Source organism: Phytomonospora endophytica (genome assembly GCF_014202425.1).
GTDB classification, from domain to species: Bacteria; Actinomycetota; Actinomycetes; order Mycobacteriales; family Micromonosporaceae; genus Phytomonospora; species Phytomonospora endophytica.
In genome coordinates this window covers 204,152-222,541 of sequence record NZ_JACHGT010000015.1, presented here as the reverse complement: position 1 = coordinate 222,541, position 18,390 = coordinate 204,152, and the positions used below count along the sequence as shown (strand labels likewise).

Here is an 18,390-nt window from a genome sequence, read left to right as displayed (position 1 = left end):
ACCGCCATGTACCAAGGAACCATCGTGCCCCTGGTGACCCCGCTGACCGAGACCGGCGAGGTTTCCTCGCCGTGCGTGGCGCGGCTCGTCGACTCCGTGCGCGACGAGGTCACCGCCGTCATGCCCGCGCTCAGCTCCGGCGAGGGCTGGCTACTCGACGCCGGCCGCTGGCGCGACATGGTCGCCGCGACCGTCACCTACGCCGCCGGACTGCCCGTCCTGGCCGGGATCCAGCTCCCGACCACCGGGGAGGTCGTGGCCCGCGCGAGGACCGCCGCCGAACTCGGCGCCGACGCCGTCGTCGTGACCACGCCCTTCGACCCCGAACTCGACCAGGACGCCGTCTACCGCCACTACGCCACCGTCCGCGAGGGCACCGCGCTGCCCATCTTCCTGTACAACGAACACGCGATCTCCGGCAACCACATCGCGCTCGACACGATCGTGCGGATCTGCGCTCTGCCGGGCGTCGCCGGGATCAAGGAGTCCAGCGGCTCCCCGGAACTGACCCGCCGGATCGCCGCCGCCGTACCGCACGTACCGGTCTTCGAGGGCTGGGAGAACCTGCTCCTCGACGTCTTGTCCGGCGACGCGGGCGTCGCCGGTTTCGTCGGCCCGCTGGCCAACCTGGAACCGGCCCTGTGCTCGCTGATGCTGCGGGAACCGTCGGCCGAGGTCCAGGCCGAGATCAACGCCGCCTGCGAGCGGCTCGGGCTGTTCAAGGACGACTGGTACCGCTGGGCCAAGGCCGAACTGCGCCGGCGGGCCGTCATCGACTCCGATCGGACGGTCGAGTGGGACGGTGCGCCGTGATCGACCAGGCACGCCTCTACCGGCTCAACCGGTCGGTGCCCACCGCCGCCGTCGCCGCCGAGATCGAGGCCGCCGAAGCGGGCTGGATCGTCCCCCTCGCCGAAGGACTGGAGCGCGGGGCACCGCGCTTCGGTTCCCGCACGGCGCTCCTGTCCGCGCTCGACCAGCGGCTCGCCGGCGAGGAACGCGACCTGCCCGAAAGCCACGACTACATCGCCCTGCACGCGGGCCTCGACGAGTTCAAGGCAATCGTCGGGCAGTTCGCCGTCGACGGGCTCATCGAGTCGCACGCGCTGCTGCCGATCGTGCCGCGGCTCCCCCACCGCTCGGGCATGGCCGTGTTCCGGGTCCTCATCGACGAGTTCGGCTCCGGCAACGTCGCCCGCGCCCACTCCCAGCTCTACCGCGACCTGCTCACCGAGCTGGGCATGCCCGTCGAACTGGAGGGCTACATCGACGAGGCCGAACCCGAGGTCCTCGCCTACGTCAACCTCTTCCACTGGCTCGCCTCCCGGGCGCCCAGCCCCGAGTTCTTCCTCGGCGGCTACGCCTACTTCGAGGCCAGCGTCCTGTACGCCTTCCGTTGCCACGCCGCGGCCGTGGAACGCCTCGGGGTGGCCAACTCGGCGTACTTCTCCGAGCACCTCTACATCGACACCTTCCACAGCAGGCAGATGCGCGACGCCCTGCGCGAACTCGACACCGTGCACAGCCTCGACCTGGCGAAGGTCTGGGCCGGGATCGTGCTCACCGGCGAGATCGTCGACGCCGCCACCGAAGCGGCCGTCGCCCGCGCCCGCAAGGTGGGTGCGGGCCGATGAGTCACCTGTTACGGCAGGTCACCGACGACCTGATCCTCGTCGACATCAACGGCACCCGCGTGCTCGCGCAGGCCGACTGCCCCCATCGCGGCGGGCGGCTGCTGTTCAGCCACGTCAACGAGCGGACCCTGCGCATCACCTGTCCGCTGCACCTGTCGAGCTTCGAGATCGTCGACGGGAGACCCGTCTCCGGCCCGTCCTGCGATCCGCTGCGGATCCGGGCGGTCCTCGATCCCGCGGAGCGGCCGTGACGACGTCTCCACCGCCGGTCCGCGTTCCTCCCCGCGCGGCGGTGGAGACCCGCGGGGTCGACATCGTCCCGGAGTCCGAACGCACCTCACGGCCCTCGGAGTTCGGCTGGATCTGGCATTCGGCCCAGTTCTCCTTCGGCACGGTCGTGCTCGGGGCGCTGCCGGTCCTGTTCGGGCTGAGCTGGTGGGCCTCGGTCACCGCGATCCTCGCCGGGACCGCGGTCGGCACGGCGCTCATCGTCCCGCTGGTGCGCTTCGGGCTGCGCACCGGCACCAACAACCCCACGGCCGGGGGCGCGCACTTCGGCGTACGCGGCCGGGTCGTCGGCAGCCTCATCACGGTCGGCGTCGCCCTCGGGTTCTTCGCCATCACCGTGTGGACGGGCGGGACGGCCATCATGGTCGCCGCCGCGAAACTGCTGGGGACGCCCACCGGGCCCGGCGCGCTCGCGGTGACGATGCCGGTCGTCGCCGTGGCGGTGATCGCGGTGGCGGTGTTCGGGCAGCGCGCACTGCTCGTCACCTACCGCGTCACCGCCATCGTCGGCGGCGTCGTGCTACTGGCGCTGGTGGCGGTGCTCGCACCGCGCTTCGACGCCGGATTCGCCGGCGGCGAGCTCGCCCTGTCGGGACACGCCTCGACGTGGCTGCTCGCGGCCGGGGTCGCGGTGTCGGTGCCGATGTCGTACGCGACCTTCCAGGGCGACTACAGCCGCTACATGCGCGGTCCGGACGGGCCGGTCATGTGGTGGAACGGCGGGGCGATGTTCCTCAGCTGTGTCGTGGCGCTGCTCGTGGGGGCCTATACGACGACGACGCTGACCGATCCGGGGCTGCCGTGGCTGCAGGGCGTCACCGAGGTGACGCCGCCGTGGTTCGCGGTGGTCGTGATCGGTTTCGGGCTCGTGGGGTCGTTCCCGCAGGGCGGGCTGTGCGTCTACGCGGCCGGGCTGTCGGCGCAGTCGGTGTTCCGGCGGGCCTCGCGGGCGGCGGTCACCGTCGTCGTGGCGGGGATCGGTGTGGCGCTGCTGTACCTGGGCGCGGTCGTCTACGACGCCGTGGACTCGATGGCGGCGTTCGTGACGCTGCTGCTGAGCTTCGTGGCGCCGTGGACGGCGATCATGACCGTCGGCTACGCCCGCTTCCGAGGGCGGTACACGCCCGAGGACCTGCACGCCGACGACGGCCGTTACCGGTACACGAGGGGCCTGAACGCGAACGCGCTCATCGCGTTCGGCGCCGGGGTCCTGGTCGGTCTCCTGGGGGCGAACACACCGCTCTACGTCGGCCCGCTCAGCCGTGCCGCCGCGGGCGTGGACGTCGGTTTCCTCGCGTCGTACGCGGTGGCGGCGGTGGTGTTCGCGGTGATGGACCGCAGGACCTCGTGAAGGAGGGGTGCCCGGCGGTGTTGCCGGGTGCCCCTCCTGACGTGCCCCCCACGGCCGTCCAGAGTGGACTAACGTCCGGGCGATGCGCCCACTGCTCCGCCTGACGGCCGCCTCCGTCCTTCTCCTGACCGCCTGCACCGGCCCGGTCCCCGACGTGCCCGAGCCCACCGGGGAACCGGGGTTCACGAAGCTCGACCTCGCGTGTGAGGCGGCCCTGGCGCTCCCCCTCGACGTGGGCGGCATGTCCCCGGCGGAGACGGAGGCGTGGGCACGGGACGTCGAAGCCGCCGCCGCCGACGCCGTGCAGTCCTTCGACCCCGAAATCGCCGAGTACGGCGACACGATCATCGAGCTGATCGGCGACGGCACCGCGACGGACTTCCCCGCGCTCGTCGAGCCGCTGGAGAACATGCAGGCCGCCTGCGACGGCTTCGGGCACGGGTACGGGAAGTAGGCCCGGCAATGGCGAGGGGCGCGTCCCGACCGATCGAGACGCGCCCCCGCCGACAGTCGAGCCGCGGAATGTCTACAACCCCAGCGACCGCGCCGCCGCCAGCACGTCCACCTTGATCGTCTCCGGCGAGGGCGCGCACGCCACCGCCCAGTCGGGGTCCTTCAGGCCGTGTCCGGTCACCGTGCACACCACGCGCGAGCCGCGCTCGATGGAGCCGTCCTCGACGGCCGCGAGCATGCCGGCGACGCTGGCCGCGCTGGCCGGCTCGACGAACACGCCCTCGCCGCGCGGCAGCATCCGGTAGGTCGACAGGATCTCGCGGTCGGTGACCGCGCGGATCTGGCCGCCGGAGGCGTCGCGGGCGTCGATGGCCTGCGTCCAGCTCGCCGGGTTGCCGATGCGGATGGCGGTGGCGATCGTCTGCGGTTCGCGCACGACCTCCCCGCCGACCAGCGGCGATGCGCCCTGCGCCTGCACACCGATCATCTTCGGCGTCTTTCGGGCGTTGCCCGCCGCGAGGTCCTCGGTGTAGCCCATCCAGTAGGCGGTGATGTTCCCCGCGTTGCCCACCGGGAGGCAGTGCACGTCTGGCGCGTCGCCGAGCGCGGCGACGATCTCGAAGGAGGCCGTCTTCTGCCCCTGGAGCCGGTCGGGGTTGACCGAGTTGACCAGCGACACCGGGAAATCGATCGACAACTTCGTGGCCAGCGCCAGGCAGTCGTCGAAGTTCCCGTCGACCTGCAGGAGCTTGGCGCCGTGGGCGAGCGCCTGGCCGAGTTTCCCGAGGGCGATCTTGCCCTGCGGGACGAGCACGGCGCAGGTGATCCCCGCGCGGGCGGCGTAGGCGGCGGCCGACGCCGACGTGTTCCCCGTCGAGGCGCAGATGACGGCCTTGGCGCCGTCCTCGACGGCCTTCGACACGGCGAGGGTCATGCCGCGGTCCTTGAAGGAACCGGTCGGGTTGGCGCCCTCGACCTTGAGGTAGACGTCGCAGCCGGTCCGGGCGGAGAGCCCGGGAGCGGGCACCAGCGGGGTGTTTCCTTCGTACAGGGTGATGACGGGCGTCTCCGCGGTCACGGGGAGACGGTCGCGGAAGCCTTCGATGAGGCCCTTCCAGATCACTGTGCTCATCCGCCTTCTACGCGCATGACGCTGGCCACCTGCCGCACGGCGGGCAGCTTCGCGAGTTCCTCCACCGTCGCCGCGAGGGCGGCGTCGGTGGCCTGGTGGGTGACGACGACCAGCAGCGCGTCGTCGTCGCGACCGTCCTGGCGGACGGTCTGGATGCTGACGTCGTGGTCGGCGAAGACCTGCGCGGCGGCGGCGAGCACGCCCGCCTGGTCGTCGACGTCGAGCGAGATGTGGTACCTGGTCGTCACGTCGCCCATGGGTCGCACGGCGAGGTCGGCGTAGGTCGACTCGCTGGCCGTGCGGGCGCCGTTGCGGCGGTTGCGGGCGACGGCGACGAGGTCGCCGAGGACGGCCGACGCGGTCGGCGCGCCACCGGCCCCGGCGCCGTAGAACATCAACCGCCCGGCGGCCTCGGCCTCGACGAAGACGGCGTTGTAGGCGCCGTTGACGCCGGCGAGCGGGTGGCTCGTCGGGATCATCGCCGGGTGCACGCGGACCGTGACGTCGTCACCCGCGCGGGTGGCGATGCACAGCAACTTCACCACACAGCCCATCTGGGCGGCGCTGGCCACGTCGGAGGCGCTGACCTCGGTGATGCCCTCGCGGTAGACGTCGGCGGCGCTGACGCGCGTGTGGAACGCCAGCCCGGCGAGGATCGCGGCCTTCGCGGCGGCGTCGAAGCCCTCGATGTCGGCGGTCGGGTCGGCCTCGGCGTACCCGAGGTCACCGGCCTCGTCGAGGGCCTCGGCGAAGGTCGCTCCCGTCTCGGTCATGCGGGACAGGATGAAGTTCGTCGTGCCGTTGACGATCCCCATCACCTTGGTGATGCGGTCGCCGTGCAGCGACTCGCGCAGCGGGCGCAGCAGCGGGATGGCCGCGGCGACCGAGGCCTCGTAGTAGAGGTCCACGCCCGCCGTGGCGGCCGCGTCGTGGAGCGTGGCGCCGTCCTCGGCGAGGAGCGCCTTGTTGCCGGTGACCACGCTCTTCCCGCCGGCCATCGCCGTCGTGATCCACGTTCGCGCCGGTTCGATACCGCCGACGAGCTCGACCACGATGTCCACGTCCGCACGGGACACCAGGGCCTGCGCGTCGGCGGTGAACAGTTCTCTCGGCACGGGCAGGTCGCCGCGATCCTTGTCCGGACGGCGTACCGCGACACCGGCGAGCTCAAGGGGCTCACCGATCCGTGCGGCGAGGTCGGACGACTGTTCGTGCAGCAGCCGGACCACCTCGGTACCGACGTTGCCGCATCCGAGCAGCGCTATCTTCACCGCTTCACTCCTTCACCTGTTCCGGCTCAGCCGACGTCGAGCCGCAGCAGGTCCTCTTCGGTCTCCCGCCGCACGATCACCCGCGCGGCGCCGTCGTGCACCGCGAGCACCGGTGGTCGCGGGACATGGTTGTAGTTGCTCGCCATGCTCCGGCTGTAGGCCCCGGTTCCCGGCACGGCGATCAAATCTCCCGGCGAGACGTCCGCCGGCAGGAACTCATCCTTAACAACAATGTCTCCGGCCTCGCAATGTTTTCCCACCACGCGGGCGAGGAGCGGGGCCGTCTCGGAGACCCGCGACGCGAGCGTCGCGGAGTAGTTCGCGTCGTACAGGGCGGTGCGGATGTTGTCGCTCATGCCCCCGTCGACGCTGACGTAGGCGCGGCTGGCGCCGAAGTCGAGATCGACGTGCTTGACCGTGCCGACCTCGTAGAGCGTGAACGTCGACGGGCCGGAGATCGCCCGGCCGGGCTCGACCGACAGGTGGGGGGTGGCCAGGTCGTAGGCCGAGCACTCGTGGTCGACGATCTTGCGCAGGTGGTCGGCGATCTCGGCGGGCGCGATCGGGTCGTCCTGCGTGGTGTAGGCCATGCCGTAGCCGCCGCCGAGGTCGAGTTCGGGGAGCTCGACGCCGTGCTCGTCGCGGATCTCGGCCTGCAGGCCCAGGACACGGCGGGCGGCGACCTCGAAGGCGGAGGTGTCGAAGATCTGCGAACCGATGTGCGAGTGCAGGCCGCGCAGGTCGAGGACACCCTCGGTGAGGATCTTGCGGGCCGCGTCGGCCGCCGCCGGCAGCGACAGGCCGAACTTCTGGTCCTCGTGCGCGGTGGCGATGTAGGCGTGCGTGTGCGCCTCGACGCCGACCTTCGTGCGGATGAGGACCTTCGGGCGGACCCCGCGCTCGCGGGCGATCGCGGTGAGCCGGTCGATCTCGTGGCCGGAGTCGACGACGATCCGCCCGACACCGGCCTCGACGGCCCGGGTCAGCTCCGCGACGGACTTGTTGTTGCCGTGCAGGCCCATGCGCTCAGGCGGGAAACCCACCGACAGGGCCACGGCGAGTTCGCCGCCGCTGCACACGTCGAGGCACAGGCCCTCCTCGTCGACCCAGCGGACGACGGCCTTGCACAGGAAGGACTTCCCGGCGTAGTAGACGTCGGCGCCGGTGAAGGCGTCGCGGTACTCGCGCAGGCGGGCCCGGAAGTCGGCCTCGTCGAGGATGTAGGCGGGCGTGCCGAACTCGGCGGCCAGTTCGGTGACCGGCACACCGCCGACCTCCAGGACCCCCTCGTCGTCTCGCCGGACGGTCTTCGCCCACAACTGCGGGAGAAGAATGTTGACGTCTTCGGGCTCGCGCAGCCACGCGGGAGCGGGCTGCGCCGCCTCCGCGTGCATGGCGCCCGCTTCGTGCGCGCGCATTACATCCTTTCCGGTGCGGAGACGCCGAGCAGACGCAGGCCGTTGGCCAGCACGACCTGCGTGGCCTTCATCAGCCACAGTCGCGCGCGTCCCGTCTCGGTGAACTCCTCGTCGCCGCGCGGGAGGACCCGGCAGGCGTCGTAGAAACGGTGGTAGGCGCCGGCGAGGTCTTCCAGGTACCGCGCGACCCGGTGGGGTTCGCGGAGTTCGGCGGACGTGGTGACGACCGCGGGGAACTCGCCGAGGGCCTTGAGGAGGTCGCCTTCCCGCGGGTGCGCGAGGAGGGCGGCGTCGTAGGTGTCGGTCAGTTCGGCGCCGAGATCGGCGGCGTTGCCCAGCAGCGTGTTGATCCGCGCGTGGGCGTACTGCACGTAGAAGACCGGGTTGTCGTTGGACTTGCGCGCCCACAGGTCGAGGTCGAGGTCGATCGTGGAGTCGCTGGAGTAGCGCGCCAGGGCGTAGCGGCTGGCGTCGACGCCGATCGCGTCGACGACGTCGTCGATGGTGATGATCGTGCCCGCGCGCTTGCTCAGCTTCAGGGGCTGACCGTCGCGGAGGAGGTTCACCATCTGGCCGATGAGGATCTCCAGGGTCTGCGCGGGGTCGTCGCCGAAGCAGGAGACCATCGCCTTCATGCGGCCGATGTAGCCGTGGTGGTCGGCGCCGAGCATGATGACGACCTTGTCGAAGCCGCGCTCACGCTTGTCGAGGTAGTAGGCGCAGTCGGCGGCGAAGTAGGTCCAGGAGCCGTTCGAGCGGACGATGACGCGGTCCTTGTCGTCGCCGTAGTCGCTCGACCGCAGCCAGACGGCGCCGTCCTTCTCGTAGATGTTGCCCTGCTCGCGCAGCCGGCCGAGGGCCCGGTCGAGCTCACCCTTGACGTGCAGGTCGCGCTCGTTGAAGTAGACGTCGAAGTGCGTGCCGAAGTCGGCGAGGGACTTCTTCACCTCGGCGAACATCAGCGTGATGCCCTCGACGCGGAAGAACTCCCGCGGGTCGTCCTTCGAGGCCCAGTCGGGGTTCGCCTCGACGATCGTGGCGGCCAGCTCGGCGATGTACTCGCCCTTGTAGCCGTTCTCCGGCGTCGGCTCGCCCTTCGCGGCGGCCAGGAGGGAGGCGGAGAAGTGGTCGATCTGCGCGCCGGCGTCGTTGAAGTAGTACTCGGTGGTGACCTCGGCGCCGGCGAACTTGAGGATCCGGCCGAGCGCGTCGCCGACCGCCGCCCAGCGAACGCCGCCGATGTGGACGGGTCCGGTCGGGTTCGCCGAGACGAACTCCAGGTTCAGCCGCTGACCCGCGAAGGCCTCGACGCTGCCGTAGCCGTCACCCGCGGCGACGACCGAACCGGCGATCTGGCCGGTCGCGGAGGCGTCGAGACGGATGTTGAGGAAGCCGGGGCCCGCGATGTCGACCGAGGCGATCCCGTCGGTCTTGGTGAGCTCGGCGGCGATGGCCTCGGCGAGCGCCCGCGGCGGGCGCCCGACCTTCTTGGCGAGCTGGAGACACAGCGTCGAGGCGTAGTCACCGTGCTCCGGCTGGCGGGGTCGCTCGACCGTGGTGCTCGAAGGCAGCGCGGAGGAGTCGAGTTCCAGGGCGGCAAAGGCCGCCTGAGCAGCGGTGAGTACGTGTTCGGCGAGCATCTCGGGAGTCACCCGGTCATGGTATCCGCGCTATTCTCGGGGCCGCGACGCGAATACCCCCGCGTGCCCCGAACCCGTAGAGGAACCGATGCGACAGCACCTGCGGCAGCGTCCGCTGATCACCCTCGCGCTCGCCGTCGTGGTGGCACTGCTCGTGGGAGCGGCCGTCGGCGTCACCCTCGCGCAGCCCGCGTCCTACGCCGACGACTCCGCCGAGGCGGGCTTCGCCCGCGACATGATCGGGCACCACGCGCAGGCGGTGAACATGGGGATGATGGAGTACCGCAACGGTGAGGACCCGGACATGCGGCGCTTCGGGTACGACATCGGGCTGACGCAGCAGGCGCAGATCGGCATCATGCAGACCTGGTTGTCGGACTGGGGGCTGAACCCGACGAGTACCGAGCCGGCGATGGAGTGGATGGACGGCGAGATGACCCTCGTCGACGGCCGCATGCCCGGCATGGCGTCGCCGGAGGATCTCGCCGCGCTCGACGCGGCCAGGGGTAAGGAAGCGGACGTCCTCTTCGCGGAGCTGATGATCCAGCACCATCTCGGCGGTGTCCACATGGCCGATGCGGTACTGGCCCGTACGGACGATACTCGGGTGACGCACCTCGCACAGGTCATGAAGAACGGGCAGCAAAGCGAGATAGACGCGCTCCGCGACAAGCTGACCGCGCTCGGGGCCCAAGCCTAGGAAGCCAGACCATGAACTACCCCCACCCCCCGCCTCCCGACTCGTGGCCGCCCCGCCGCCCGGCCCCGACGCCACCCCCACCCGACGCATGGCCGCCCAACGCCCCCGTCGAGTCGGCAACGGAAGAGCTGCCGCGCGTCGGCGCGCCACCCCCACTCTGGGGACCCCCACCCCCGGCCCCCCACCACGAGGCCCCGACACCGCAACATGGCTGGACACCGTCGCCACCGCGCGAAAGGTCCCACGAACCCCCGCGCATCGGCCCGCCCCCCACCCCCGCAGTCCCCAGACAACGGTCGGTCCCGACACCACCCGCGAGCGGCCCGTCGCCCCGCCCCCAAGCCGAAACCGGCTTCATCAAGCTCAACCGCGTGCTGGCGACCATCGCCGTGATCGTCGGCATCATCCTGCTGGTCCTGGCCATCCTCTGGGGCCTCAACTGGCTCCGCGACAAGGCCGAACAGGACAAGTACGACGACTACGGGAGCGGGCAGAGCGCCGAGGGATACCCAGCGGCGGGCACGGCGGCCTGACTGGTAATCTCGTCTGGTCCCGAGCCCCCGTAGCTCAGGGGATAGAGCATCGCCCTCCGGAGGCGTGTGCGCAGGTTCGAATCCTGCCGGGGGCACCAGCCAAAGACCAGCAAAAACCCCGCCTGAGCAGTGCGAACACTGGGAGGCGGGGTTTTTTGGCGTGTGCGGGTGGGTGCGGGGAATGGCGGTCAGAAGCGGCTGTTCATGTCCGTGGCGTGTCCGGGGACTGTCCGGGATCCGGGTCTTCGGCTTCGTCGGGACCGTCGCCACCGAAGACGCCGTCCATCTTGCTGTGCCATTTGGTGTCGAAGCCTTCGAGAATCCGTGAGTACACCCGCTGAAGAACTTCGACGCTGTGTCCTGCCCACTCGGCGACCTGGCGGTCAGGCACACCGGCGTAGAGGCGGGCGGTAACACCAGACGCTCGCAGGAGGTATGCCCACTTGAGCAGCAGCGAAGCCCGGTCGATCGGAGACAACCCGTAGTCGCGTGCCTTGCTCCACACTCGCCACCAGGTGGACGGCAGGATGCGCCCTCGATTGATCGTCCGGAACAGGCGCCCGTCGGCGGCGACCTTGAAGGTCTCGATGTGCTGTCGCAGCAGCGTCACGAGCCGGGGTGGAATGGGCACGATCCGCACGGCCGACCGCGACCGGTGCTTGAGCGCTCGTAGCTCGTGCGCTTCGCCATCGTCGGTCCATGCTGCTCCGGGTACAGCGGCGGCGCCGGCGAACAGCAACCGGCCCCAGCCCTTCTCTGGTAGCTCGCACTGGTCCTTGCGAAGGTCAGCGACCTCTTCGGGGCGGGCCATGGCGTAGAACACGCACGCGAAGAATGCCACGAACCGCGGCCCCTGAGTGCGCCCGACATAGGACACGGCGGTGAGCATCCGTTCGACCTGATCGACATTGCCGACCGAACGGGGATCAATGGCGTCCTCTACCTCGAAGTCCGACGGCTTCACCCACTTGAGGTCCGGATCATCCAGCGGGACGGCGGTCAGGTGCTTGTTGGTCACGGCGAACTTGAAGAGGTTGTACAGAATGCGGCGACGCTTCGAGAAGTACGCCGGCGAGGCGGACTTCCCGTTCTGGAGTCGCGCCATGGCATCCAGGAGCTTCCGCAGCGCGGCCAGATCGGTCAGCACCGTCAGCGGCGGCGCGTGAGTCTTGACCCAGGTGACGACGTCACCAAGCTCCTGTTCGACGAAGCGCTCAGCGTCGCTCGCGTTCTTCGGCAGAGCGAGGTTGCGGTCGCGTGTGTTGAAAGCGCGCCGGAACAACGCACGACGCAACACGCTCTCTGAGGGTCGATCCGGTCGATCCGGCAGAAGGTGGCACATGACGTCGGTGAGAACTTCGGCGAGAGCCTTGCGGCGGTTGCCCGCCGACACCGGCCACTTGTGGTCGATGTACTCCACAAAGTGCACGTAGGTCGAGACCGCGTTGGCGCGTTTGGCCTCCTCAAGTCGCTTGGCCGCGATGGACACCGGATACCCGCTGTCGACGTCGAACGCTTCCCCTCGGTCCGTGGCCGCGACAAGGCCCGAACGGAAGTTCTCCGCTTGCCTCTCCTTGGCGAACTGCTCCCAGAAGGGCTTGGGCGCGCCGGCAACCCTCCAACGGACTCGATAGGGCCGTCTTCTGCTGTCCTTACGGTGCTCGACCTTGTAAATGCTGACGTCGTGGCTCGTGTTCACGCGGCGGCCTCCTCAAGTGCGCTGAGCCAGCGGTCGAAGTCGGAGCGCTTGACTCGGAACTTGCCGTTCGGGAGCTTGTAGAGCTTCGGGGTGCAGTGGCAGGGCTCGTGACGGTGGGCGGGGTTGGTCTTGTGCTTGCAGGTCCGCCATTCCTGCCAGGTCCGGCGTGGGATACCGAGTTCGGCGAGGATCTGTTCGACTGTCAACCACCCGCGTTCGGGTGAGGCATGAGCCGCGGCGGTCGTGTTGCGGGGCATGATGGGCCTACTCCTATCTGTGGAGTGCAGACCCGGCGAACGTTCTTCGAGGCTCGGGCGCCGGGTCCGCAGTTCAAACTTCGGTCTGCGGGACAGCGGGCGAGGGTTGTCCCTCTGCTGTCCCTTTGTGTGGGTGACGTTCTCCCTGGTCAGGTGAGCCAGAGGGACAGGGGGACAAGAGGGACAAGGACCGTCCCTCTCCCCCGTCCGCCTCACGGGCGGCGCGATAGACGGGGTACCGACTGGATGCATCGACGGCGAGGTGGCCCTTTTCAGCCATCCGGCGGCAGGTGGTTCGCACGCTGTCGGGCTTGAGTCCGAGAGCTTCGGCGATGTCCTTCGGACTGGTGTCAGGGTTCGACCGCAGGTACCGCGTGATGTCGAGTTGTGTGGCGGTGAGGTCGTTGTCGCCGGCGGGGACGTCGTCGTATCCCCAGAGACCGGTCTCGGGGTCGAAGACCAGCGCAAGCGCGCTTTCCTCGACGTCTCGACCAGTCAGCGACAGGGTTCCGTGATTCGCGGTCCGGGCACGGTCCAGAACCAAGGTCGCGTCGGCCGCGCCCGCGAGCCCGTTCGATCCGGAGACCGTGTCTTGGAAGTCGGTGGCCGACATCTTCCGCGTGTGGTGAACAACGACGATCGCGACCTGATGAGCGTCGGCGATCTGTTTGATCCGGTCGGCGGCGTGATAGTCCGCTTCGTAGACGCTCGCCGAACTCCGCGTCTCAGCGCGCATTTTCACGAATGTGTCGATGATGACCAAGCGCGTGCCGGGGTGCTTGCCAAGCCAGTAATGAAGCTCTTCCTCGCCGCCCGATCCGAACGGCGGGCACTTGGTCGTGGAGTAGAAGTCTTTGGGTGCTTGGGTGCCGCCGAGGATCGAGTTCATGCGGCCCTGGAGGCGTCGAAGCGTGTCCTCAAGCGCGAGGTAGAGCACAGGGCCTTGCTCGGCTTCGATGTCTCCGAGCACGGGCATTCCGGCGGCGATGTGCAGTCCGGCGCCGTAGACGAACCAGCTCTTGCCGAGCTTCGGGCTCCCGGCGAACAAGGTCAGTCCCTCGGGGAGCAGGCCGGGAATCGCCCAGTTCGGCTCCGGGAACTCCATCGTCTGCAACTCGGCAGCGCTGATGGTTTCCATCTTCGGAACCCACACCGGTTCCTCGTAGGGGCCGAAGGGCGGCTCTTCGACAACGCGGCCGGGCCGCCCAGACCCGTTGAGGGGTCCGGGCAACTCGACCGGCACGAAGGCCGGTAGGACACCGGTCATGCTGCGTCTCGGTTGATCGAGCGGGGACGCTTCGCGCCGCGGCGCATTCCAGATGCCACGGTGCCGCGTGCTTCCAGGATGGACTGTCCGACGGCGACGCCGGCGTCTACGAGCCGACGGAAGGTGTCGTCGTGATCGAGTTCGCCTCCGGCCACGAGTTGGCCGAGGGCGACGGCGGCGGCCCACAGGTTGACGTTGTGCTTGTGGCTCGCGGAATTGTGGATGTGCGCGAGTTCGGCGTTGACGGCGGCGCGCACGTAGGCGCTGGCGCGGTCGAGGCCGACAGGCACGGGGAGAGCCGTCGGTGCGGGTGTGGGGCGCGGGGTGAGCGCCTTCGCCAGCCACGCGGGCAGATCTGCGACGCTCCCTTCGTATTCGACGGCGTAGGCGCGTCCGTCGATGGTCGAGCCGGGGGCGACGACGTAGCCACCGGCGGCGCGAGTGTCGATGAGCGGTCCGAGTGAGCCCGTCGTGTTCCGCAGCGCCTCGCCGGGCGGCGGGTTGAAGTAGAGGTGCCGCCCGCCGCTGGGGGTGGTGACGGTGAAGGTGTCGATCGGGCTGGGATGTCCGGCTTGGGCGGTGAGGGTGTCGAAGACGTCGACGCCGTTGACCGCCAGGAGTGCCCATTCTGCGGGCCAGACGTGGTCGGGTTTGGGCATGTCGAGGTCAATGACGATCAGGCTGCTCGGGCCGCAGGCGATGCCGATGTTCCAATCCCCGGCGTTCCAGCATCGGGTGATGCGGGCGGGGTCGGTCGTCGCGCGGCTCTCCCACGAGCGGACGGCCGGTCGTTTGGCCCCGGGGACGAGCGGGATGACGTGCCAGCCGCGGTCGGCGGCGGCGAGGGCGTGGTCAAGCAGTCTCACGGCGGTCTCCGTTCTGGGTCGATGGGGTGCCCGGCGCGGTGTTCACCGCGCCGGGCACGGGCGGCTAGAACGGCGGTTCGTCGGCGAAGGCGTTGCCCGCCGCGGCGCCGACCGTCTCGCGGCCGGGTCGCTTGGGACTGGCCTTGGCCCAGGGGTCGTCGAGGTCGACGCCTCCCGGGGTCGTGCGTGTCGCCTTGACCGGCTTGGCGCTGGCCCATTTCAAGGAGGGGCCGACTTCCTCGGCGGTGAGGGTCATCTTCTGGCGGTTGTCGCCTTCGGGGGTCTGCCAGCGGTCGAGCTTCAAGACGCCGGTGACGATGACGCGGTCGCCTTTCGAGAGGGAGTCGGCGACGTGCTCGGCGAGGTCGCGCCAGGCGGTGATGTCCATGAAGACGGGTTCGCCGTCTGCCCACTTGTTGGTCTTGGCGTCGTAGCGGCGCGGGGTTGAGGCGATGGCGAATTTGCAGAGGGCGGCGCCCCCTTCGAGGAAGCGGATCTCGGGGTCGCGGGTGAGGTTGCCGATGATGGTGAGGGTGGTTTCGCCGGACATTGCGGTTCTCCTTCGTGTGGTCGGTTCGGGGTTTGCGGTCAGGCGGCGAGGCCGTGGCCCTTGGTGTCGTCGGCACTCCTGGCGGGCCGCGTGCGCGGGCGGGGTTCGATCCGGTGGAGCTTCATGGCGATCGAGCACGTGGCGAAGCTCAGGCCGACGGCGGCCAGTCCGGTAACGAGAAGGGTTGGGGTGCCCGTGGCGATGCCGAGGAGGAAGGCGAGGGATCCGGCGGCGAGGGTTGCCAGGCCGATGCGGGCGGTCCAGATCGAGATGAACTCCATGACGTTCTCCTGTTCATGTGCGGTGACTGTGTGTAAGTGGCGTGAGGTGTGCGGAAGGCAGGGATGAGCGGGGTTGTGGGGTGTGCGCACGCGTGCGCACAGGGTTTTCTCGCGCCCGCGCGTAGGGCGCGCTCAGACCCGGCGGGTGTGCGCACACAGGTGTGCGCACACCCGCGCGTCACGTCGTCGTGATGCGCGCGACGAGCTCGTAGGTGCCCGACTCGCCGGTCGGGTTGAGCGCGCCGGCGTCGGCGAAGTCGGCGAGTTTGCGGCTGAACCAGGTCCGCGAGCGACCGATTCCGCGTCGCAGTTCGGCGAGTTTGGCGGGGGAAACGTGCGGGTGGCCGGTGTCGAACAGCTCGTTGAGGTGCTTGACGAGCGCGGCTTCGGCGTCGCGCGGCGACAGCGCCGGGGAGCGCACGCCGCTGGCGGCGAGCGTGAGGTCTTCGTCATCGGCGGGGATCTCAGCGGAGGTGTCGACGTCGTCGAGGAACCCGGGCTCGGGGTTGCTGGGCATAGTCATGGCGTGCTCGTCAAGGTCGTCGCCGTCGATATCGCTGGCGAGTTCGTCGATGGACCCGGTGAAGGGGTTGGGGACGTCGACCGACGCGGTCTCGGAATCGCGCTGGCGCGGGATCTGAACGGTCGGGACCACGGCGGTGACGGGCGCGGCGACCACGGCCGTGCTGGTGGTCGGAGCGTCGAGGACGTCGCCGAGGATCTTCGCGGTTCCGGCGTCGACGGCGGTGGGGACGGCCATCTCGGCACCGCGCTTGAGCACGTCGTCGGCGGCATCGAAGGTGCGCATCGGCATGGCCCAGTACTCCTCCGGGATGCCGGGGGCTTCGAGGTAAGAGCACCCGGGCTTGCGGGTTCCCCACACGTCGGGTCGGGCGCCGGCGTCGATGGTGTGGTCGGACAGGACGTACGTGGCATCGTCGAGGTCGTCAACGCCGAAGCACCATCCGCCGCCGAACTGCTGGCGGGCGTCGGTGTGCATGCCCCGGTGAGTGGTCCGCTGGAGCGAGACCATCAGACCGAGACCGGTAGAGCGGATCTCGCGGGCGACCTCGGCGAAGCGGTCGGATCCGGGAAGGTAGGCGGCGGCCTCTTCGAGCCAGAACACCAGGTAAGGCAGGCCGCAACCCTCAACCCATTCCCCGTAGCCGCGGCGTCCGAGTTCGCCGGCGCGGTAGCGGGCAGCGTCCCGAATCCGGGTGATCAGGGCCTTGGCGCCTGCCATGGTTGTGACAGCGCCAGCCAGGGCACCGCGGACGGGCAGGAGCGATTGGTCGCTCTTGACCGGGTCGCAGGCGATGACGGCGGCGTCGTGGCGCGAGGCAATCTCGTTGACAGCGATCTGGGTTCCCTTGGTCTTGCCGGACCCGGCCATGCCATTGATGAGCAGCAGGGTGGCGTTGCGTCCAGCCTTGGGGTCGCCGGGCAGCCAGAACTGCGCGAGCGTGCCGTCTTCGCGGGTGCCGACGGGGATCGGGCGGGCAATCGAGCCGCCGACCGCCGACGGTCCCGGCCAGGCAACCCGCTGACGGAGCATGTCCATCGTGGTCACGGTCATCGTGCCGCGCGAGGCGTCGTCGGGGTCAGCGACGACGCGCACGGCGTTGGCCGGGACGCGAAGCGCCGAGGCAATGCGCCCGGTCTCGCCCTGCACGTCGGCGATGGTCTGGCCGGGCGCGAGTGCGAGGTCGGCGCCAACCTGGGCGCCGTTGATGGTCGGGTGCTGGACGCGGGCCTTGGCAAGCTTCGTCGAAGTGGCGAACTCCGCCCACCCGGACCCGTCGCCGCCGCCGCGCAGACCCTTGCGGATGTTCCAGGTCACGGCCACCGTAGACGCGCCGATCAGCCAAATGTCGGCGACCGGGCGACCGGGGCCGGTGATGAGCGCGGCGAGCACCCACAGCACGGCCAGACCGATCGAGATCGTGGCGTGGATCTGAGTCATGGCTCCGCGGGCGGCGCCGGCGCGCCAGGCCATCGCGGTGACCGCGACCCCGGCGAGCGTGATGCCCGCCGACGCTGCACCCATCCCGACGGGCGAGTCGCCCCACAGGAGGTGGGCGATGACACCGACGATTCCCACCGCCACGGCCAGACCCCACGGCGGCAGGTAGGGCAGCAAGTGCGCGATCCCATACTTGACGGTCTTGCCGCTTTCGTCGATCACCTCGGCCTCAACGGCCTTCGTCTTGTTGCGTCGCATGGTCTTTCCTCCCATCTGAGGTTCGGGCTAGTCCTTGAAGCTGAAGTGCCGCTTCGGCTGCTTGCCGTTGGCGAGTTCCAGCTCACCGCGGAAGTGCCGGCGGAACGCCGCGTAGGTCCGGACCGCGGCGGCGGCGCATTCCTTCTGCGCGTCGGCGGCGTGCTCCAAGTGCTTCGAGACCTGCTTGGCGCGGTACCGGGTGTCGAGCCCGAAGGCGAGCACGTTGCCGGGGATCTCGCGCAGAGCGGCGTTGAGTTCCTCGCTGGCGATGGACAGTTCAACGCCCATCCGGTGGGTGACCGCTCGTACCTTGTCGCAGTACTCGCGGACCGCGGCGGCCGATTCGAACTCGTCATCGAGGTTCACTGGTGTACCTCCCTTGTGGTCGGGTCGGGGTTGATGGCTGCCGCGAGGTTCGCCTCACGACACGGCGGGCATTGCGGGGTCTCGGTGCGGTCACGGAAGTGGGTGGCCGTGCGGCAGGAACGGCACGGAGCACTGCGCGGACAGGTGAGATACGGCGTCGGGCCGGTGTACCCGGTACGGATGCGGTGACCGAGTCCTTGGACAAGTTGCGGGGAGGCGCCCGGAACCGTGGCCATCACCGGTTCACCGGGCCGGACAGGAGCTGGAAGTTCAGTACGACCACCTTGTGGAACCGGTGCCGATCACGGATGTAGTTGCTCACCGCCGCGATGGCGGGGCCGCTGTCGATCGGGTTGGCTAGGTCGAGGGTGATGTCTCCGAAGCCGGAGAGGCCGTTGTCTGCCGCGAAGTTGTAGGCGACGTGGTAGAGGTACTCGGTTTTGGTCTGCCCGTTGCTCATGGC

20 protein-coding genes and 1 tRNA gene are annotated in these 18,390 nt (G+C 69.6%); 8 read left to right on the top strand and 13 right to left on the bottom strand.

Translation table 11 applies throughout. From position 1 onward, the window contains the following. Positions 1-6: 6 nt before the first annotated feature. The 5 genes from HNR73_RS30025 to HNR73_RS30005 all read left to right on the top strand — a co-directional run bounded on the left by HNR73_RS30025 (position 7) and on the right by HNR73_RS30005 (position 3,727). Positions 7-813, top strand: coding sequence for a dihydrodipicolinate synthase family protein (locus tag HNR73_RS30025; protein ID WP_184791034.1), 807 nt, complete (start codon positions 7-9; stop codon positions 811-813). Further along, positions 810-1,634: an iron-containing redox enzyme family protein gene (locus HNR73_RS30020; RefSeq protein ID WP_203686308.1), complete on the top strand. Its 825-nt coding sequence runs from the start codon at positions 810-812 to the stop codon at positions 1,632-1,634. The genes HNR73_RS30025 and HNR73_RS30020 overlap by 4 nt, the downstream gene beginning before the upstream one ends. Then, positions 1,631-1,885, top strand: coding sequence for a Rieske 2Fe-2S domain-containing protein (locus HNR73_RS30015; RefSeq protein ID WP_184791032.1), 255 nt, complete (start codon positions 1,631-1,633; stop codon positions 1,883-1,885). Before HNR73_RS30020 ends, HNR73_RS30015 begins: the two co-directional genes overlap by 4 nt. Then, entirely contained in the window at positions 1,882-3,273 is a 1,392-nt protein-coding gene (locus HNR73_RS30010; RefSeq protein ID WP_184791031.1) for a purine-cytosine permease family protein, read from the top strand. Before HNR73_RS30015 ends, HNR73_RS30010 begins: the two co-directional genes overlap by 4 nt. An 82-nt stretch (positions 3,274-3,355) precedes the next feature. Beyond that, positions 3,356-3,727 carry a hypothetical protein gene (locus HNR73_RS30005; protein WP_184791030.1) on the top strand — a complete coding sequence of 124 codons (372 nt, stop codon included), beginning with the start codon at positions 3,356-3,358 and terminating at the stop codon, positions 3,725-3,727. 72 nt (positions 3,728-3,799) lie between these two features. Here HNR73_RS30005 and thrC read toward each other — a convergent pair whose 3' ends face one another. The 4 genes from thrC to argS are packed head-to-tail and all read right to left on the bottom strand — an operon-like array spanning position 3,800 to position 9,199. Next, entirely contained in the window at positions 3,800-4,846 is a 1,047-nt protein-coding gene (thrC, locus tag HNR73_RS30000; protein WP_184791067.1) for a threonine synthase, read from the bottom strand. 8 nt (positions 4,847-4,854) lie between these two features. Next, on the bottom strand, positions 4,855-6,123 hold the full coding sequence (locus tag HNR73_RS29995) for a homoserine dehydrogenase (RefSeq protein ID WP_184791066.1): 1,269 nt from the start codon (positions 6,121-6,123) through the stop codon (positions 4,855-4,857). 32 nt (positions 6,124-6,155) lie between these two features. After that, the gene (gene lysA, locus HNR73_RS29990; RefSeq protein WP_184791029.1) at positions 6,156-7,547 is read right to left on the bottom strand and encodes a diaminopimelate decarboxylase; all 1,392 of its coding nucleotides are present in this window, start codon (positions 7,545-7,547) and stop codon (positions 6,156-6,158) included. Further along, positions 7,547-9,199: an arginine--tRNA ligase gene (gene argS / locus HNR73_RS29985; RefSeq protein ID WP_184791028.1), complete on the bottom strand. Its 1,653-nt coding sequence runs from the start codon at positions 9,197-9,199 to the stop codon at positions 7,547-7,549. The genes lysA and argS overlap by 1 nt, the downstream gene beginning before the upstream one ends. A 76-nt stretch (positions 9,200-9,275) precedes the next feature. Between argS and HNR73_RS29980 the strand changes: the two genes are divergently transcribed. From HNR73_RS29980 to HNR73_RS29970, 3 genes are all read left to right on the top strand, one after another. After that, positions 9,276-9,887: a DUF305 domain-containing protein gene (locus HNR73_RS29980; protein ID WP_184791027.1), complete on the top strand. Its 612-nt coding sequence runs from the start codon at positions 9,276-9,278 to the stop codon at positions 9,885-9,887. 371 nt (positions 9,888-10,258) lie between these two features. Continuing rightward, positions 10,259-10,420 (top strand): hypothetical protein, encoded by a 162-nt coding sequence (locus HNR73_RS29975; protein ID WP_184791026.1) that lies wholly within the window; start codon positions 10,259-10,261, stop codon positions 10,418-10,420. A gap of 23 nt (positions 10,421-10,443) precedes the next feature. Then, positions 10,444-10,518: transfer RNA gene (locus HNR73_RS29970), tRNA-Arg, on the top strand. A 104-nt stretch (positions 10,519-10,622) separates the two neighbouring features. On the opposite strand, the gene HNR73_RS29965 is transcribed toward HNR73_RS29970, so the two are convergent. The 9 genes from HNR73_RS29965 to HNR73_RS29925 all read right to left on the bottom strand — a co-directional run bounded on the left by HNR73_RS29965 (position 10,623) and on the right by HNR73_RS29925 (position 18,387). After that, positions 10,623-12,119, bottom strand: a complete 1,497-nt coding sequence (locus HNR73_RS29965; protein ID WP_184791025.1) for a tyrosine-type recombinase/integrase — start codon at positions 12,117-12,119, stop codon at positions 10,623-10,625. Then, positions 12,116-12,376: a helix-turn-helix domain-containing protein gene (locus HNR73_RS29960; RefSeq protein ID WP_184791024.1), complete on the bottom strand. Its 261-nt coding sequence runs from the start codon at positions 12,374-12,376 to the stop codon at positions 12,116-12,118. Before HNR73_RS29960 ends, HNR73_RS29965 begins: the two co-directional genes overlap by 4 nt. A gap of 73 nt (positions 12,377-12,449) precedes the next feature. Further along, complete coding sequence (locus tag HNR73_RS29955) at positions 12,450-13,643, bottom strand: AAA family ATPase (RefSeq protein ID WP_184791023.1); 1,194 nt, start codon at positions 13,641-13,643, stop codon at positions 12,450-12,452. After that, positions 13,640-14,509, bottom strand: a complete 870-nt coding sequence (locus tag HNR73_RS29950) for a bifunctional DNA primase/polymerase (RefSeq protein ID WP_184791022.1) — start codon at positions 14,507-14,509, stop codon at positions 13,640-13,642. Before HNR73_RS29950 ends, HNR73_RS29955 begins: the two co-directional genes overlap by 4 nt. A gap of 64 nt (positions 14,510-14,573) precedes the next feature. Beyond that, the gene (gene ssb / locus HNR73_RS29945; RefSeq protein ID WP_184791021.1) at positions 14,574-15,059 is read right to left on the bottom strand and encodes a single-stranded DNA-binding protein; all 486 of its coding nucleotides are present in this window, start codon (positions 15,057-15,059) and stop codon (positions 14,574-14,576) included. Between the two features lie 38 nt (positions 15,060-15,097). Then, positions 15,098-15,340, bottom strand: a complete 243-nt coding sequence (locus tag HNR73_RS29940; RefSeq protein WP_184791020.1) for a hypothetical protein — start codon at positions 15,338-15,340, stop codon at positions 15,098-15,100. A gap of 178 nt (positions 15,341-15,518) precedes the next feature. Then, on the bottom strand, positions 15,519-17,561 hold the full coding sequence (locus HNR73_RS29935; protein ID WP_184791019.1) for a P-loop NTPase family protein: 2,043 nt from the start codon (positions 17,559-17,561) through the stop codon (positions 15,519-15,521). 27 nt (positions 17,562-17,588) lie between these two features. Continuing rightward, positions 17,589-17,927, bottom strand: coding sequence for a plasmid transfer protein TraA (gene traA / locus HNR73_RS29930; RefSeq protein ID WP_184791018.1), 339 nt, complete (start codon positions 17,925-17,927; stop codon positions 17,589-17,591). Between the two features lie 235 nt (positions 17,928-18,162). After that, entirely contained in the window at positions 18,163-18,387 is a 225-nt protein-coding gene (locus HNR73_RS29925; protein WP_184791017.1) for a hypothetical protein, read from the bottom strand. Between the last annotated feature and the right edge of the window lie 3 nt (positions 18,388-18,390).